Raw genomic sequence first — 16,807 nt, 5'->3', positions numbered from 1 at the left:
CCGCTCCGCACGCGACGACACCGCCCCGGCCCGGAGGCCCGCTTTCGCCGTCTCCCCCGTTCGCGCGACGAGTTCCGCCCCCGCGCACGGTCATACATGGAGCACGCACCCCCGCAGAGAAGAGGTCCCGATGAACAGCCCACGTATCGGCTTCAGCCTGCCGAGCTACGGACCGTACGCAGGCCCAGAGTCCATCGCCGAAGTGGCGCGGGCCGCCGAGCGGTTCGGGTTCGACAGCGTGTCCCTGTCCGAGCGGCTGCTGCTCCCCGCCCGCCCCGACTGGCGCAACGAGGCGCGGCTGCCCGAGGCGTACGTGTGGGATCCCCTGGAGACGCTGACCTGGGCCGCGGCGCACACGAGCCGGATCAGGCTGGCGACGGGCATCGTCAACGCGCTGTTCCAGCCGCCGCTGATCCTGGCCCGGCGGCTCGCCACCCTCGACCGGCTCTCCGGCGGGCGGCTCGACGTGGGGATCGGGCAGGGCTGGCTGCCGGAGGAGTTCACGGCCACCGGGGTGCCGACCGGTCGCCGGGGCGCGGGCTTCGAGGAGCACATCGCCGCGATGCGGGCCTGCTGGGGTCCGGACCCGGTGCAGTACGAGGGGAAGTTCTACCGGATCCCGCTGTCGACCGTCGGGCCGAAGCCGGTGAACGGCCCGCTCCCCCTGGTGATCGGGGCGGGCGCGCGTTCCGCGGTGGAACGGGCGGCCCGGCTCGGCGCGGGATTCGTCACCGTGGCGTTCCCCCAGGACTGGGACGCCGCCCGTACCCAGATCGGCTGGTACCGGGAAGCCCGCGGCGCCGGTCCCGTGGTGATCCGGATCCTCGCGGTGTCGCAGGACACAGCCGACCCGGTGGCCACGCTGGTCGACGGTGCGCATGAGGAACGTGAGCGGTGCGTGGAGCTGGGAGCGGACGAGATCCAGTGGGGCGACCTCAATCTGGCGGAGGTTCCCATCAGGGACCAGGTGGCCGCGATGGAGGCGATGGCGAAGGCCCTGGACCTCGACGCCTCCTGAGGGCCACTGCGGCCGACGGGCCTCGGCGTGCTCCCTCTACGATGGCGGCACACCGCCGCTCATGTGCCGGCGGGCCGCCGGTCGGGAGGGGCCACCAATGATCATTTTCGGTACACGGGGATATCTGTACCAGCTCGCCATGCTCACGTTCGTCTGTGGCAACTGCGGCAATCCCGCGGCGCACGCGCTGCGCAAGTACGTCACGAAGTTCACGCTGTTCTTCGTGCCGCTGTTCCCCATCTCGACCAAGTACCGCTCGCAGTGCACGTTCTGCGGCATCGAGCACCACGTCGCCAAGGAGCAGGCGGAGGCCCTGCTCGCGCAGGCCGCCGCGCCCGCCGGTCACCCGGCCCAGGGCCAGCAGCAGCAGGGCCAGCCGCTCGGCCAGAACCCGTACCAGCAGTAGTCGTTCAGGGGCTGGCGGCGAACGGCGCCGTGAGGCGCAGCCGCCAGTCCCGGTCGGTACGGACCACCAGATCGACCCGCCAGGCCGCCACGCGCAGCGGAAGCAGCGGCCGCACCCGGTCCCGCACGAGCTCCGCCTCCTCGTCCGTGGCCCCCGTCGCCAGCGTGACATGCGGTTCGGGACGCTCCCCGAACCGGCCCCCGTACGGCACGATGTGCGGCCAGCGTGAGCAGAACGCGTCGGCCACGGCCTGCAGCGCGGGCACGGGCACGGCGACGAAGCGCGGGGCCACCACGAAGTCCTTCAGATCCGTCTCGACCGCGGGCAGCGATGCCGCGAGGTCGCGCACCTCGGCGTCGACGTCCGCCGTCAGCTCCGCCGGGGGCAGGAACGGGTAGAGCAGCGAGGCATGGGCGGGCAGGCCCTTTCTCACCAGCGCGGGGTTGACCTCCGCCGCCGCTTCGAGCAGCGGGTTCGCCATGGGCAGGGTGATGACCAGAGCGCTCCGGTCCTGCGGGGCGCGCCCCTCGCCGACGGCCGCCATGGCCACCTCACCTCCGTGCTGGGACATGCGTGCGGGGGCGGACCAGGAACGGCCCGCCCCCGCACATGTTCTCAGCCCTGAGCGGCGCCGCGACGCTTGCGCGTCGCCCACACGAGGCCGCCACCCGCGACGATCACCACGGCGGCTGCCCCGGCGATGAGCGGCGTGGCGCTGGACGAGCCCGTCTCGGCGAGGTCGCCCGAGTCGGCGCTCGGCTTGGACGAGGGCACCGCGGCAGCGGAGCTCGTCGCCGTGCTGGGCTTGTCGCTCGGCGTGGGAGACGCCGTGTCGGCCGGCTTGGACGGCGTCGGAGTCGGCTTCGGCGTGTCCGACGGCTTGGGCGTGCTGCCCTCGCACACCGGGGCCGTCTTCTCCTCGTCACGCGAGTACTGGTCCCCGTCGCTGGCCTTCACGACCAGGCGGACGGTGAGTTCCTTGCTGTGCTCGGGCAGGTCCAGCTTCTTGTGGAAGTCGTTCTGGAACTTCTCGGTGGGCAGCAGGTCCTTTCCGTCCACCGTGACCGTGACCGTGTTGTCGGACCGCGACCCGTAGTTGGTCAGGTCGAGGCTGACCTGGGAGCAGGTCACCTCCCACACGGGGGTGTGCGCCTGCGCAGGGCTCGCGAAGAGACCCACACCGAACGCACCCGCAGTGGCGGCCGCTATGAGGGCGCCCGACGTCCGCCACGTCTTCTTGTTCTCAACCACCGAATTTTCCTCCACGATGTGTTCGCCCCGTTTGACAGTGCGCGCACCATACTCCTGGCGCACAAGGAACTCACAACCGCCTCCCCCTTAACCTGCGCCCCATGGTTCAGAGGGAGTTGGGAGCGTCCCCGAAGTCCGGGATGTCCAGACGTGCACCCCCTCGAAGGGCCGACTCGTGGGCGACGATGCCGGGCAGGGTGTAGCGGGCGGCCACCCACGCGTTCACCGACGGCAGGGTCCTCGTGGCGACGGCCGTGACGAAGTCGTCGACGAGGAAGTGGTGGCTTCCCTCGTGGCCGTTGGGCATGTGGTCGAACTCGCGGGGCAGCCGGGCGCGGTCGTGCACGGGCGCCGAACCGGAGGTGAACGCGTCCCTGAGCGCGGGCGCGATGTGCTGGAGCGAGGGATCGTCGGCCGGCAGGGTCGGCTTGGGCTGCAGGAGTTCCGAGATGTCCTGCACCCCCTTCTTGTCCTGCCAGAAGCTGACCGTGGCCAGCTGCTCCATGCTGGCGTCCGTGCCGAAGAACCGGAACCGCGATTCCCGGATGTGTGACGGATAGCCGACCCGGCGGAACTCGTTCGTACGGAACGAGCCGCCGCCCGCGACCTCGAAGAGCGCCGTCGCGTTCGACAGGTCGTTGCCGAACTGGCTGACCTCCTTGTCGAAGACCCCGTCACCGCGCTCGTCGGGCACACCGATCGCGGAGACGCTCACGGCGTGGGTCTGCCAGGCGCCGAGCACGCCGCCGACGGAGTGCGTCGGATAGAGCAGGGGCGGATAGCTGGCGGTGGCCTTCCAGTTGTCGCCGCCGCTGTAGCGGTAGGCGTCGTAGAAACCGAGGTCCATGTCGTGGACGTAGTCGCCCTCGGCGTAGAAGAGCCGCCCGAAGGCGCCGTCGGCGATCTGGTTGCGGGCGTGCACCGTCGCCGGGTTGTACTGGCTGGTCTCGCCCATCATGTACGTGAGCCCCGTGTCGCGCACGGCGTCGATGATGGCGGCGATCTCGTCCTCGGTGATCGCCATCGGCACCGCCGAGTACACGTGCTTCCCGGCGCGCAGCGCCTGCAGGACGAGGGGACCGTGGGTCCAGCGCTGGGTGAAGACCGCCACGGCGTCGACCGCGTCGGACTCCAGCATGGCGTCGAACGAGGGGAAGGTGCCGGTGAGCCGCTCGGCGGCGACGAGCTGTTCGGCGCGCTCCGGCAGCAGGTCCGTGACGTGGATGTCGCCGACGCCGGGGTGGGCGCGGAACAGTTTGGCGAACTGCCCGGAGAACTGCCCGGCGCCGACGATGCCGATGGAGAACGTCATGAGGATCCCTTCACAGACTGAACTTCGCTGAACGTCGTAGAACTTCACGCAACTTCATCACTGCACGCTCCGCCGCTTCCCTGAACTTCACTGGGAGAGCAGGAGGTTGATCTGGCTGTTGGTGCGGTCGAGGTCGCCGACGGGCGCGTCGTTGGCGTAGATGTCCTGCATGGTGGGCCGCATCAACGCGTACACGTCCGCCGCGTAGTTGGTGATCGGGAAGGAGAAGGTCGTCTTGTCGGCGACCGGCTTGGTGAACGCCGTGACGTCGATGCCGTCCTTCTTGTACGCGGCCACGGCCGCCGCCGTGCCGTCCTTGGTGGCCGGGAACACGATCCCGTGCTCGCCGACCGTCCGCTGGCAGGCGTGGGAGGCGAGGTAGGCCACCCACTTCTCGGCGCCCGGCTTGTTGCGGGCGTTCTTGGTGACGGAGTCGGCGAGGCCGTTCATCATGGTGGCGCGCCGGCCGCTCGGGCCGACCGGGGTGAGGGCGGTGCCGGTCTCGATGCCCTTGGACCCGTAGTACGTCTTGATCATCCACGAGCCGTTGAGCGAGGTGGCCGCCGTGCCCGCACCGAACTGCACATCGGGGCCGTTGGTCTGGGAGAAGTCCTTCTGGGGCGGGAGATAGCCCTTCCTGGCGAGACCGAAGTACCAGTCGATCGCGGCCTTGAACCTCTTGTCGTCGTAGTTGTAGTGGGTGCCCCAGGCCGGCTGGTCGGTGTAGCGCCAGCCCATGGACGCGGCGAACGCGCTCCACTGGGTCTGGCCGTCGCCGTCGCCCGCGTCGTTCGTGGCGAGGCCGTAGACCTTGACGTGGTTCTTGTCGAAGCCCTTCTCGTCACCACGCACGCCGTTCTTGTCGACGGTCAGATGCGCGATGGCCTTCTCGAAGGTTCCGCCGTCCTCGGGATTCCAGGTGAGGTTGTTCAGCCGGTCGGCGGTCAGTCCGGCCTCGCGCGCCATCTTCTTGTTGTAGAAGAGGGCGACGGTGTCCCAGTCCTTCGGCGCGCCGTAGCGATGCCCGTCCTGGCCGACCCAGGAGGCGGCGAGCCCGGGCTGGTAGTCCGTGTCCTTGATGCTCCTCGTGTGCGGGAGCTTGTCGAGGGGCGCGAGCACCTCCAGGTCGGCGAACTGGGCGAACTTCTGGATGTGGTCGGTGAACACATCGGGCTGGGTGCCCGCGATGAAGCTCGCGGTGAGCTTGGTCCAGTAGTCGTTCCACCCCATCTGCGTGATCCGTACGTCGAGGCCCGGGTTCTCCTTCTCGAAGTCCTTGGCGCAGGCCTCGTACGCGGGCAGCTGGTTGGAGTCCCAGAGCCAGTACGTGACGGTGTGCGAGGCGGAGCCGGAGGAGGATCCCGCCGAACAGCCGGACACCAGCGAGAGGGCGAGCGCCCCCGCGAGGGCGGTGAAGGCACGCAGTCGCATCAGGTTCCTGCCTCTCTACTTGATCCCGCTGAAGCCGATGGAGTTGACGATGCGCCGCGCGAAGCAGCCGAAGAGCACGAGCATCGGGAGTGCGGCCACGAGCGTCGCCGCCATCAGGCCCGACCAGTCGGTGCCGCTCTGCGGGGTCTGCGAGCGGAAGATGCTCAGCGCGACGGTGAGCACGCGCGAGCTGTCGCTGTACGACACCATCAGCGGCCAGAAGTAGTCGTTCCAGGCCGTGATGTACGTGAGGACGCCGAGCGTGATGACGGGGGTCGACGCCATCGGGAGCAGTACGCGGAAGAAGATCCGGACCTTGCCGGCGCCGTCGAGCAGCGCGGCCTCCTCGACCTCGCGGGGCAGGTTCATGAAGAACTGCCGCAGGAAGAACACCGCGAAGGGCGTCATGAACAGGCTGGGCAGGGCGATCCCGAGCAGCGTGTCGACCAGGCCGAGCTGTTTGATCAGGATGAAGTTCGGCAGGAACGTGAAGATGGTCGGCACCATGAGCCCGGCGAGGAAGAGGCCGAACATCCGGTCCCTGCCGCGCCAGCGGAGCCGGGCGAAGGCGTATGCGGCCATGGCGGAGAACAGGATCTGGCAGACGGTGATCAGGGTCGAGACGACCACGGAGTTCAGCAGATAGCGCCAGAAGTCGATCGACCCGCCCGAGCCGCCCTGCGCGAGCGCCTCCTTGGTGCTCTGCTGCCCGAAGACCCGGGCGAAGCCGCCGCCTGTCAGGCCGGTGGGCAGCGGGGACGAAGGGTCGGCGGTGAGCGCGGCGTTGGAGGACAGGGCGGTGCGCAGGATCCAGTAGAACGGCACCAGGGTGATGACGACGATCGCGGTCATCACGGCCCAGGCGAGGGCGCGTCCGGGCGAGATCCTGCGCCGGGCGCGGGTGCGGGGCGCTGTGGTGGTCACGGCGGCCATGGCGATGGGTCCTTTCTCTCGCTCGTCGCTAGCCGAGGTCGGTGTGTCCGGCGCGGGTGAGCCGGTACTGGATGACGGTGATCACGCTGAGGACGACCAGAAGGGCCACGGACATGGCGGAGGCGTAGCCGAACTGGAAGCGGCCGAACGCGGAGCCGTAGATGTACAGCTGGAGGACGTTCGTGGCGTTGGCGGGCCCGCCGGCCGTCGTCACGGCGACGGAGTCGAAGACCTGGAACGACCCGATGACGGTCATGATCAGGACGACCGCGAGCACCGGCCGCAGCAGCGGCAGCGTGACGCGCCAGAACATCCGCCACTCGCTCGCTCCGTCGACCTTCGCCGCCTCGTACACGTCGGAGGGGATGGCCTGGAGCCCGGCGAACAGGAGCAGCGCGGTGTAGCCGACGTGGCGCCATACGTTGATCAGCGCGATGGTCGGGATCGCCCAGGTCTCGTCGGTCAGGAAGGGGATGTGGTCGAAGCCGAACGCGCCGATGACGCGGTTGCCGATGCCCAGCTGGGTGTCGAGCATCCACAGCCAGACGATGCCGGCGACGACGTTCGACACGAGGTAGGGCGTCAGGACGATTCCGCGCAGCAGCGCCGACTGCGTCAGCCGCTGCATCAGGACGGCGATGGCCAGCGCCGCGACCGTCTGGACGCCGATATTGATGATCACGTACTCGACGGTGACCTTCAGCGACCCCCAGAATATGGGGTCGTTGACCATGCGCACATAGTTGTCGAGGCCGACCCACTCGGCGGGCGTGAGCAGGTTGAAGCGGGTGAAGCTCAGATAGATCCCGCGCAGCGTGGGCCAGAGCAGGAAGACCAGGAAGCCGAGCAGCGCCGGGGCGATGAAGACCGCCGCGAGGGCCCCGTCCCCTCCGCTTCCGCCACCGTCTCGTTCCCTGATCCGGTCCTTCGTCTTGTTCCTGGCTGCTTCGGCACCGGGCAGCCGCACTCGGGTGGGTGGGCTGCTTGAGGCGACAGTCATCTGAGACTCCCTCGTCCGCGACTCGTCCTCGCGCCGATTACTTTTGACGCGAAACAATCACCGCGTCAAGGGGCCTGCACCGACCTTCTCGAGGCCGCTTCTTCCCGCATTGGACCTTGACATTGGTTCCGTGCCGGAATAATTCTGTGTCACGGGATGTGACAGGCTCAGGTCTGCACCGCACCCCCTTCAACCACCAGCGCGAGGAGCCCATGAGCGCACGTACCGCGAGCTGGCTGCCCCTGAGCCCCGGCGAACGCGCGGTGGCGATCGAGGTGTTGACGCACGGCCCGCTGTCCCGCAGCGAGATCGCCAAGCGGCTCAGCCTGTCCCCCGGCAGCCTCACCCGCCTGACGAAGCCGCTCATCGAGTCGGGCCTGCTGGTCGAGGAGGCCACGACGGCGGCGTCCCTGCGCCAGGGACGCCCCTCGCAGCCGCTCGACATCGTGGCCGGGTCACAGAGCTTCGCCGGGTTCAAGATCACGGGTGACGCGGTCTACGGGGTGGTCACCACCCTCAGGAGCGAGATCGTCGCCCGGCGCTCCGAGCCCCTGAACACGCACGATCCGCAGGAGATCGCGGACCTCCTCCACCGGATGACCACCGGTTTCCAGGAGAGCTTCCCCCGCCTCGCCGGAATCGGCATCGGCGTGGGCGGCAACGTCAGACACCGGGCGACCGTCGTCGCCAACGCGTTCCTCGGCTGGGAGGAGGTGCCCCTCGCCGAGATGGTCGAGGCGCGCACGGGGCTGCCCGTCGTCGTCGACAGCGACGTGGCGGCGCTGATCGAGGCCGAGGCCTGGTTCGGCGCGGGCCGCGGCCTCGACCGGTTCGCGGTCCTCACCATCGGGGCGGGCATCGGCTACGGCCTCATGCTCGGCGGACACCTGGTCCGCACCGGCGAGGACGGCCACGGCGTCGGCAAGCGCTGGATCATCGACCCGAACGGCCCGCTCACCCCGGAGGGCGAACGGGGCAGCGCCACGGCCCTGTTGACCATCCCCAGCATCTGCTATCAGGTCCGCGCGGCCACCGGCCGGGACGTGACGTACGAGGAGATCCTGGCCGGCGCCGCCTCCGGCGACCCGCTCTGCTCCCGCGTGATCGGCGAGGCTGCCCGCGCCCTGGGCACCCTGGTCGCACAGATCGCCAACTTCGCGATGCCGGAGAAGATCCTGCTGGCGGGCGAGGGGGTGGGCCTCGCCGACGTGGCGGGCGGCACGGTCCACGAAACGATCCTCGCCAACCGCCACCCCGAGGCGGACCCCGTTCACCTGGAAACAAAGGTCTCCGACTTCCACGAGTGGGCCCGCGGCGCCGCGGTCCTGGCCATCCAGGTACTGGTCCTGGGGACGAACGAGGGGTGAGGGGCGCCCTGACGGGCGCCGCGCACGACGCCGGTGGTGCGCTCTCGGCGGTATGGCGCCACCGGGGAAGGGCGCGAGCCGGACGGACGGAGCACGGGCTCACGAGGATCTGACGGGCACCGTGCCCTACTGGTCGGAAGAGCCCCGGTTAGTGGCATCGTGGAAAGTGAGCGCACCGCCGGTCCCGCTCCGTGTGAGCGGTCCGTACGGCGGGCCGCGGAGCGAAGGCGGTGACGGCTGTGGCAACCACTCTGAAGGCCGGAGGGAGCCGGTTCAAGGCCGACCGGCAGCTGACCGTGCGCATGCTGGTCACCGTGTTCCTGCTGGGCCTGCTGTACGTGGCCTTCGTCGGCGCACTCCTGGTCCTGCTCAAGTCGACGCTCCTGGTCGTCGTGCTCGCCGCGGGGCTCCTCGGGTCGCAGTACTGGTTCTCCGACCGGATCGCCCTGTACGCCATGCACGGCCGGATCGTGACCCGTGAGGAGCAGCCCCAGCTGCACGGCGTCGTCGACCGGCTGTGCGCGACCGCTGACATGCCGAAACCGCAGGTGGCCATCTCCGGCACCGACCTGCCGAACGCCTTCGCCACCGGTCGCAACGCCGATCACGCGGTGGTGTGCGTGACCAGTGGACTGCTGCGCCGCCTCGAACCCGACGAACTGGAGGGCGTCCTCGCGCACGAGCTGTCCCACGTCGCGCACCGCGACGTCGCCGTGATCACCGTGGCGTCGTTCCTCGGAGTGGTCGCCGGCATCGTCGTGCGCTTCGCGTTCTACTCCGAACTGCTCGGCGGCCGGCGCAGGACCGACCAGAACACCTTGGTGGTTCTCGCGGTGGTGGTGGGCGTCTCGATGGCCGTCTACGCGATCAGCTTCGTCCTCATCCGGGCGCTGTCCCGCTACCGGGAGCTGGCCGCCGACCGGGCCGCTGCACTGCTCACCGGCCGGCCGTCGGCGCTGGCGTCCGCTCTGACCAAGCTCGACGGGGACATCGCCCGCATCCCGAACAAGGACCTCCGGACCGCCCGCGCGTTCAACGCGTTCTACTTCATCCCGGCGCTGTCGAAGAACGCCCCGCTCCCCCGGCTGTTCTCCACGCACCCCTCGCTCGAACAGCGCCTCGACCAGCTGGCGGCGATCTCCGCCGACCTCGGCCGCCCGGCCTGAGCCCCGAAGGGATCCACATGGGTTTCCTGGACATCCTGCTCGGGCGCACCAGGCCCGCCCCACCGGACCTCGACCGGCTCTTCGGCCTGCCGTCGGCCGCGGTCACCCTTGAGGCGGCGGCCGGGTTCACCCCGACCGGCCTGGGCTCGGTGTGCTTCACGACGGTGGAGGGGACGGCCTTCGACACGATCCGCCAGGACGTGGGGGCGCTCCTGAACGCCGATGCGGACCGGGCCGGCGCGACGGAGTTCAGCCGGGACGAATACGGCTACACATGGCTGCTCTCCCGACGCGCCCCCACGGACCTCCCGGCTCTGGTCGGCGATCTCCACGCGGTGAACGCCACACTCGAAGGCAACGGCTTCGGCCCCCAACTCCTCTGCTCCCTGGCCGGCTTCCGCAACGCGGAGGGCCGCTCACTGGCGCTCGTCTACCTCTACAAGCGGGGCACGTTCTACCCCTTCGCCCCGCTCCCCGGCGAGAAGCGTGACAACGGCCTGGAACTGCGCGTACGTGCGGTGGTCGGTGACGACCTCCGTATCGAGCCGGACCTGGAACGCTGGTTCCCGGTGTGGGGCGCACCCGGCCTGGAAGAGTCCAGGCCCTGACGCCGCACCCAGGACAAGGGCCCGCTCCCTAGACTCGTTCCGCCTCCACGAGCCGGAGCACGGCGTCGAGTCCGCGTCGGGCCCCGGGGGCCGCCCCGGAGGGCAGGACATAGGCGCGCAGCCCCGCGGCGACGGCCCCGCCGTCCTTGGCCGGGTGGTCACCCACCATCAGTGCCTCGGCCGGCGAGACGCCCAGTTCGTCGCAGGCCAGCCGGAAGAGCACCGGATCCGGCTTCTCGGTGGCGTGCTCATAGGAGTGGACCCAGCTGGAGAAGAAGCCGTCGAGCCCTCGCCGGGCGAAGGTCGGTCGCAGATCCCAGCCGACGTCACTGACGACGCCCAGCAAAATCCCCCTGTCGGCAAGCCGGACAAGGGTCGTCTCCACATCGGCGTACGGCACCCAGTGTCCCGGGTCGCGCAGCTGCTCGTACAGCACGTCGGCGACCGGAGCCAGCCGCGGGGACGACGCGTACCAGGTGGTGAAGGCGTGCCGGTGGGCCTTCGCGGACACGTCCCTGCCGAGCTGCGCGGCGACCACGTCCGGGTCGTTGAGGCCGGCCTCGAGTCCGTCGAGGACGGCGTCCATCGCCGGGCCGTCGACGGGCCCCAGCACGGCCCTGATCCTGTCGGCGTACGTGCCGATCTAGAACAGGGTGCCGGAGAAGTCGAAGAGAACGGCACGCACAGGCAGTTCGGACACAGCGGGTCCGGCGCGCAGAGGCCCTTCGGGCCCGCAAACGGTAGGTCGACTCATCCGGTCTTCCTAACCGCCCCGGCACGCCCCGTCAACGATTGCGGCCCTCACGCCCGCAGAGCGACAACGGCCTCGTCCGTGTACATCAGGAACGTCAACGTCTCCTGGAAGTACAGCTCGACGCCGGTGGCGTCGTGCGAGGTGTAGCCGATGGACAGGTCCTGGCCGATGCGGAGTTCGTAGTCGCCGCCGCGGGTGGTCAGGACGAACGCGCCGTTGATCGCGGGTGCCCAGATCAGGTCGCCGTCGAGGAGGCGGGCGATGTGGCCGGACACGGGGAAGCCGTGGTCGGTGGTCTCGCTGACCGCTGTGTACGCCTCCGCGCCGAGCAGGAGCGAGTACGGGCCGTCGACGCCGGCGAGGCGCAGGGCGCTGAGGGCCCTCGCGATGGTGTCGGGGTAGTCGCGAGGCTCGGCCGGCAGGCTCAGGACGGGGTTGGACGTGCGCTCGCGGACGCCTTCGATCCGGGCCGCGGCGTAGCCGTCGAAGATGGCCTGGTCCTCGGCGAAGGCCATGGTGCGGGCCGCGTCCTTGACCGGCTGCCAGTCGGAGTCGTTGGAGCCGCGCGCGACATCGTCCACGGCCTCACGGCTGACGGTGAAAGGAACGCGCAGTTCGACAAGCGGCTGGGCCTCGCGCAGGCGTGCCATGACTCCCGGGGCGGGCGGCGTGACGGACCGCAGATGCCCGGTGCCGACGGCGGCGAGTTCGAGCCCGTCGGGGCCGGTGACGTCGAGGACGCGGCGTCCCGCGACATGACGCTGGAAGGTCCGGCCGGCCTCTTGCTCGATCTCCGCCCAGGCGGCTTCGCTGATGGGGGCGAGTTCGCGGTGCAGGTTGTTCATGACGCGGGGGCTCCTTTGAGGCCGCCGATGCCCAACGAGCCGTCGGGCGGGGCGACGACGGGCTGCGGTGACGCGGCAGGGACGGGAAGTTCGCGTGCGGCGTCCTGCAGGGCGGGCGGGTCCGGCAGGTTGTCGAGGAAGTCTGCGGTGGGGACGAAGAACAGGTTTCCCGTGACGGCGGTGGAGAAGTCGAGGATCCGGTCGGTGTTGCCGGGCGGGCTGCCGATGAACATGTTCTCCAGCATCTGCTCGGTGACCGCGGGAGTCCGCGCGTAACCGATGAAGTACGTCCCGAACTCGCCGCGTCCCAGCGTCCCGAACGGCATGTTCTGGCGGACGATCTTCCGCTCCTCGCCGTCCTCGGTAATGGTGTTGAGGGCGACATGGGAGTCGGCGGGCTTGGTCTCGTCCGGCATCTCGATGTTGTCGGCCTTCGACCGGCCGATGACCTTCTCCTGCTCCTCCGTCGACAGAGCGTTCCAGGCGGTCATGTCATGCAGGTACTTCTGCACCACGACGTAACTGCCGCCCGCGAACGGGGCGTCCTCATCGCCGATGAACACGGCCGAGCGCGCCGCGTCACCGGTCGGGTTCTCGCTGCCGTCGACGAACCCGAGCAGGTCCCGGTCGTCGAAGTAGTTGAAGCCGTGCACCTCGTCGACGACCGTCACGGCGTCGCCGAGCTGTCCGACGATGTGGCCGGCCAGCTCGAAGCAGAGGTCCATGCGCCGCGCCCGCACATGAAAGAGCAGATCCCCCGGAGTGGCGACGGCCCGATGCCGATCGCCGTTCAGCTCACGAAAGGGATGCAGCCCGACGGGCCGCGGCCCGCCGAACAACCGGTCCCAGACAACGGACCCGATCCCGACGGTGCACGACAGGAACGAGTCCGGAGAGCGGAACGAGACCGAGCGCAGCAGCCCGTTCAAGCCACCCAGCTGGTCGCGGACGCGGGGTTCGGCGCCGGGTGCCGTGGTCACCACGAGAAAGAGGGCCGCTGTCGAGTACGGCGCCATGACAGGCTGCGATTGCGTCACTGACTCTCCCGCAGGGGTGCACGATGCGGTCGGCTGACTTCCGTCACCCTAAGCCGGGCTCACCGCTCCCGCACGGTCAGTCGGTGACGCGCCGTGGATCACGCCCTCTGCGGACGTCCTCCACGAGGTGCATGGCGGCCTCCTCCGCGGACGCGGCCGCACCGTCGATCCCGACGTCCTCGGCGAACAGCTCGCGCTCCTCGTCCTTGCGCACACCTTCGTCGGGCGCCACGAGCCGCCCGGCGCGCGCGCCTCCCACCTCGTCGTCGAGCGGTTCGCCATCGGTGTCCCACGTGTCGCCGATATCGTCGTACTCGACGTCATCGGGCACCACCAGATCGGGGACCTCCTCGGACAGGCGCTCGTCGAGCGTCTCGCCGAGCCGCTGCTCCGTGCCCGTGACACCCGTGTGCTCGACCCCCCAGGGCCGCTCGGGCGGCGAATAGCCCTGGTCGAGCGGATCGGTGACGCCGCCGCCGAGCAGGGTGTCCTCCTGGTCGAGGAGACCCTCGTCGTCCTGGACCTCGGACCCGTCGGGCTGGTAGACGTCGTCTCCCCGCCCTTGATCGTCGATGTCCACGTCGCCTCCTTCAGCGGTGGCCTCTCACTCCATTGTGGGCGGCGAGGGGGCGGCACGTCCTGCTGAAGGAGCCCGGACATGAAGGTGCCCCGACCGTGACGGGGGATCACGGCCGGGGCGGTCTGCGTGGCCACGGATGGCGGTCGCCTCTCGGCGGGGGCTCCACAAGGCATCAGCCGAACGATCGTCCTTGCAGGCAAATGAGATGAGGCCCGGGGACACAGCTCCATCCGCGTCCACGCCTGATTCAACGAAGAACCACCCCGGGGAATTCCCCACCCCGCAACCGGCCCTATGAACTGTGTCACCGACCGGCCCCGCGCCCGAAACACACCGGCCGAAGGCGCCCCGCACCAGCCGCCGCACCGGACCCCACCCCCCACCGTCCCGTCACGGCGTCACGGTCACACCCTCCAGCGCCGAGATCCGCCGGCCGATGGCCTCGAGCGCACCGGGCCGCCGCCCGGGAACCGCCCGCCGCAACCGCGTGAGAGAGGCCGCAAGCGCACGGGCCTGCGCCGGATCACCAAGCTGCTCCCACTGATGGTGAGCGCGGTCGACGGCGGCCTCGACATCCTCCGAACCCGCCGCCTGCCCGCGCGCAAGCCGGGCCTCGGCCGCAGCCGTCCACAGTTCGCAACTGCGCCCAGGATCCTGAGCGAGCCGCGCGAGATCGGCACGCACCTCGAGCCAGTGGAGCGCCTCCGGCGACCCCGCACCATGGGTACGCAGAGCAGTGCTCTCCCACATCGCAGCGAGGGCAGCGGCCTCACCGTGCCGCCCGGACCGCGCGGCGGCGAGGATCGCCGGGTGCGGATCGGCATCAGGGCAAGGCTCTACGACAGGGACCTCCTCCTGCCGAGCGGCGGGCACAGGCGGGCGGGGAGCCGCCGGAACAGGCCGAGGACCACCGTCGACCGCGAGGAACAGGGCGCCGTCCGGACCGGCCTCGCCGGCCGCCTGAGCATGAAGATGCGCAAACGGCGGACGGTGCCCGTTACGCCATATCGAGGCGTAGGTCTTGAGATAACCAGGCACGGCGGTGGAACGACGCGAAGGGGGCGGCGAGACCCGCCCGAACAATCGAACGCCCACCCCCACGCCGAACCCTCCGCCCCGCATCTGTTCCCAGGCATCCCCGTCGGCCACCAGGTCAAGGACGACCGTGGTGGTGTCGGGCCGCCGCAACGCGAGTTCACCGGTGAGCCAGTGCCAGGGCAAGGAGGTGTACCGCAGGGTCGACGGAGTGGTACGGGCCAGGGCGAGATGAAGCAGACGCTGGCGCTGATCCAGATGAAGCTGCCCGGTCACGAACAGGGCGAGAGGCCCCGGCGTGGCGACCGCCGTGCGGATGCGGGTGAGGACGGTCTGCGGGTCGACGGGATCGGCGAGTTCCACGACGGTCGCGGCGGCGGTCCCGGTCAGGGCACTGGGTGGTACGGCCGCGAGCGCGGGCAGTACGGAAGTCGCGTCGATGAGGCAGCTCTTGTTCGCCGGGGCGGCCGCGAGAAGCAGCGCGGTCCCGGTCACTGTCTGTTCCCCGTTGTCCTGCTGAGTGATCACCACTACAGCACCGTAACGGGTCCTTCTGTGCCGCGCGTGACCGCCCGGAGCGGCTCGACTGGTGCTCATACAGGGCGATTTGGAAGTAATCGGGAAGTGGCTGCCGTACGCGCACGCGTTCCGTCATTGTGGACGGAACGAGAACGCCACGCGTCCGGCGCCGGGACGCTGTCCGGGTGCGGAGCCGATTCACCTCACGGAAGCTGAGGACTATGGACGAACCTGAAGGATTTCCCCCTGTAGTCGTGCACGCCTCTCAGCCCGGCGGGCGCCGGGTGACGATCCGGGGGGAGGACGCCGGGCTGGCCACCGGGCAGGAGGACGTGCTCGAGTTCCTGCGCCGCGCGGGCCTGGAGGACGCGCGGCTGGACGACCCCGAGCTGGTCGAGTGGCGGGGTGGCGGTACGAAGGTGTGGCCGGCACAGATCTAGACCCGACCGCCGAGCCCCCAGCACCCAGTACCCAGCACCCAGCACCCAGCACCCAGCACCCAGCACCCAGCACCCAGCACGCACAACGTCAGCGTCAGCGGTAAGAGCTCGCGTCAGCCGGCTTTCCAGGATCCTGCACCTCGACGAGATAGCGCCACGCGTCGGGCCGGCTCCCGTCGACGTCGGTGAACCCGTACACCTGGGCAAGTGCCCCACTGGACGTCGACTGCCCGTTCCAGCGGGCCACTTCGGGGTCGGCGGCGAGCGCGGCGACGGCCCGGCCGACGTAGAACGGGGTCTCGGAGATGCCGAAGTGCGGCGTCTGTTCCAGGGCGTCGCGCCAGTTGTCCTCGGTGACGCCGTAGTGCCCGAGCATGATCTCCGAGCGGAGCCAGCCCGGGGTGAGGGCGAGGGCTGTGGCGCCGCGCGGACCCAGCTCCTGCCCGAGGGCGAAGGCCATGCGCAGGACGGAGCTCTTGGCGAGGTCGTAGAAGAAGGAGACGCGATAGTTGTCGCGGTTGTATTCAGCCGTGCCGTCGGTCACCTCGACCACGAGACCGCCGGGGTTGCGGAGCAGGAGCGGCAGCGCGTGGTGACTGGTGATGGCGTGCGTCTCGACGGCGAGGCGCAGCAGCCGGAGCCCGTCGTCGAGGTCGTGCTCCCAGACCGGGGTGTCCCAGGCGAAGAGGTTCTCGCCGCCCCAGATGTCGTTGACCAGCACATCGAGGCGCCCCTGGTCCTCGGCGATGCGGTCGACGAGGGCCTTGACCTGGGCGGACTCCAGGTGGTCGGTGGGCACGGCGATACCGCGCCCGCCGGCCGCGGTCACCAGGTCGGCCGTCTCCTCGATGGTCTCCGGCCGGTCGTACTCGGAGCGCCGGGCCCGCGTGGTGCGCCCGGTCACGTACACCGTGGCGCCGGCCGCGCCGAGTTCCACGGCGATGCCCCGTCCCGCGCCGCGGGTCGCGCCCGCCACGAGGGCGACCTTGCCGTCCAGCCGGGCGCTTCCGGTCCCGGATTCCTGCGTCATGAAGCCGCCTCCTCGCTGCTGCCGGACAGGCCGTCGTGGCCCGCCTTCCGTTCGAGCATGACCCGAAATCAGGAC

The 16,807-nt window shown here is 69.9% G+C and carries 18 protein-coding genes; 6 read left to right on the top strand and 12 right to left on the bottom strand.

Going from position 1 to position 16,807, the window contains the following annotated elements:
• The first annotated feature begins 130 nt into the window (after positions 1–130).
• Together ACZ67T_RS18990 and ACZ67T_RS18985 are read left to right on the top strand one after the other, a co-directional pair.
• Positions 131–1,018, top strand: coding sequence for a TIGR03619 family F420-dependent LLM class oxidoreductase (locus ACZ67T_RS18990; protein ID WP_469985328.1), 888 nt, complete (start codon positions 131–133; stop codon positions 1,016–1,018).
• A 97-nt stretch (positions 1,019–1,115) separates the two neighbouring features.
• A complete protein-coding gene (locus tag ACZ67T_RS18985) occupies positions 1,116–1,424 on the top strand; it encodes a zinc ribbon domain-containing protein (protein ID WP_469985326.1) in 309 nt (102 codons plus the stop codon).
• A gap of 4 nt (positions 1,425–1,428) precedes the next feature.
• On the opposite strand, the gene ACZ67T_RS18980 is transcribed toward ACZ67T_RS18985, so the two are convergent.
• From ACZ67T_RS18980 to ACZ67T_RS18955, 6 genes are all read right to left on the bottom strand, one after another.
• The gene (locus ACZ67T_RS18980; protein WP_469985325.1) at positions 1,429–1,995 is read right to left on the bottom strand and encodes a 2'-5' RNA ligase family protein; all 567 of its coding nucleotides are present in this window, start codon (positions 1,993–1,995) and stop codon (positions 1,429–1,431) included.
• A gap of 44 nt (positions 1,996–2,039) precedes the next feature.
• Positions 2,040–2,675, bottom strand: a complete 636-nt coding sequence (locus ACZ67T_RS18975; RefSeq protein ID WP_469985323.1) for an LAETG motif-containing sortase-dependent surface protein — start codon at positions 2,673–2,675, stop codon at positions 2,040–2,042.
• A gap of 106 nt (positions 2,676–2,781) precedes the next feature.
• The gene (locus ACZ67T_RS18970; protein WP_266568380.1) at positions 2,782–3,987 is read right to left on the bottom strand and encodes a Gfo/Idh/MocA family protein; all 1,206 of its coding nucleotides are present in this window, start codon (positions 3,985–3,987) and stop codon (positions 2,782–2,784) included.
• Positions 3,988–4,074: 87 nt separating this feature from the next.
• Positions 4,075–5,418, bottom strand: coding sequence for an ABC transporter substrate-binding protein (locus ACZ67T_RS18965; protein WP_469985321.1), 1,344 nt, complete (start codon positions 5,416–5,418; stop codon positions 4,075–4,077).
• 15 nt (positions 5,419–5,433) lie between these two features.
• Positions 5,434–6,351: a carbohydrate ABC transporter permease gene (locus ACZ67T_RS18960; RefSeq protein ID WP_469985319.1), complete on the bottom strand. Its 918-nt coding sequence runs from the start codon at positions 6,349–6,351 to the stop codon at positions 5,434–5,436.
• Between the two features lie 28 nt (positions 6,352–6,379).
• Positions 6,380–7,351 carry a carbohydrate ABC transporter permease gene (locus ACZ67T_RS18955; protein WP_469985318.1) on the bottom strand — a complete coding sequence of 324 codons (972 nt, stop codon included), beginning with the start codon at positions 7,349–7,351 and terminating at the stop codon, positions 6,380–6,382.
• Positions 7,352–7,563: 212 nt separating this feature from the next.
• Here ACZ67T_RS18955 and ACZ67T_RS18950 point away from each other — a divergent pair, with 212 nt between their 5' ends.
• The 3 genes from ACZ67T_RS18950 to pspAB all read left to right on the top strand — a co-directional run bounded on the left by ACZ67T_RS18950 (position 7,564) and on the right by pspAB (position 10,492).
• On the top strand, positions 7,564–8,718 hold the full coding sequence (locus ACZ67T_RS18950) for an ROK family protein (RefSeq protein WP_469985317.1): 1,155 nt from the start codon (positions 7,564–7,566) through the stop codon (positions 8,716–8,718).
• Between the two features lie 239 nt (positions 8,719–8,957).
• A complete protein-coding gene (gene htpX / locus ACZ67T_RS18945; RefSeq protein WP_469985316.1) occupies positions 8,958–9,884 on the top strand; it encodes a zinc metalloprotease HtpX in 927 nt (308 codons plus the stop codon).
• A gap of 17 nt (positions 9,885–9,901) precedes the next feature.
• Positions 9,902–10,492, top strand: coding sequence for a PspA-associated protein PspAB (gene pspAB, locus ACZ67T_RS18940; protein ID WP_469985315.1), 591 nt, complete (start codon positions 9,902–9,904; stop codon positions 10,490–10,492).
• 28 nt (positions 10,493–10,520) lie between these two features.
• Here the strand turns inward: pspAB and ACZ67T_RS18935 are convergent, their stop codons facing one another.
• From ACZ67T_RS18935 to ACZ67T_RS18915, 5 genes are all read right to left on the bottom strand, one after another.
• Positions 10,521–11,105 carry an HAD-IA family hydrolase gene (locus ACZ67T_RS18935; RefSeq protein ID WP_469985313.1) on the bottom strand — a complete coding sequence of 195 codons (585 nt, stop codon included), beginning with the start codon at positions 11,103–11,105 and terminating at the stop codon, positions 10,521–10,523.
• A 188-nt stretch (positions 11,106–11,293) separates the two neighbouring features.
• Positions 11,294–12,091, bottom strand: a complete 798-nt coding sequence (locus ACZ67T_RS18930) for a family 1 encapsulin nanocompartment shell protein (RefSeq protein ID WP_384246091.1) — start codon at positions 12,089–12,091, stop codon at positions 11,294–11,296.
• Positions 12,088–13,128: a Dyp-type peroxidase gene (locus ACZ67T_RS18925; protein WP_469985311.1), complete on the bottom strand. Its 1,041-nt coding sequence runs from the start codon at positions 13,126–13,128 to the stop codon at positions 12,088–12,090. Before ACZ67T_RS18925 ends, ACZ67T_RS18930 begins: the two co-directional genes overlap by 4 nt.
• A gap of 76 nt (positions 13,129–13,204) precedes the next feature.
• Positions 13,205–13,708 (bottom strand): DUF5709 domain-containing protein, encoded by a 504-nt coding sequence (locus tag ACZ67T_RS18920; RefSeq protein ID WP_469985310.1) that lies wholly within the window; start codon positions 13,706–13,708, stop codon positions 13,205–13,207.
• Positions 13,709–14,098: 390 nt separating this feature from the next.
• Positions 14,099–15,274, bottom strand: coding sequence for a hypothetical protein (locus ACZ67T_RS18915; protein ID WP_469985309.1), 1,176 nt, complete (start codon positions 15,272–15,274; stop codon positions 14,099–14,101).
• A 209-nt stretch (positions 15,275–15,483) separates the two neighbouring features.
• On the opposite strand from ACZ67T_RS18915, the gene ACZ67T_RS18910 reads away from it, so the two are divergent.
• A complete protein-coding gene (locus ACZ67T_RS18910; protein WP_116500627.1) occupies positions 15,484–15,702 on the top strand; it encodes a hypothetical protein in 219 nt (72 codons plus the stop codon).
• 94 nt (positions 15,703–15,796) lie between these two features.
• Here the strand turns inward: ACZ67T_RS18910 and ACZ67T_RS18905 are convergent, their stop codons facing one another.
• Positions 15,797–16,732, bottom strand: coding sequence for an SDR family oxidoreductase (locus ACZ67T_RS18905; RefSeq protein ID WP_469985308.1), 936 nt, complete (start codon positions 16,730–16,732; stop codon positions 15,797–15,799).
• Positions 16,733–16,807: the final 75 nt, after the last annotated feature.

The organism is Streptomyces sp. NPDC107517, from assembly GCF_055582645.1.
This window is presented reverse-complemented; position numbering and strand designations above follow the sequence as displayed.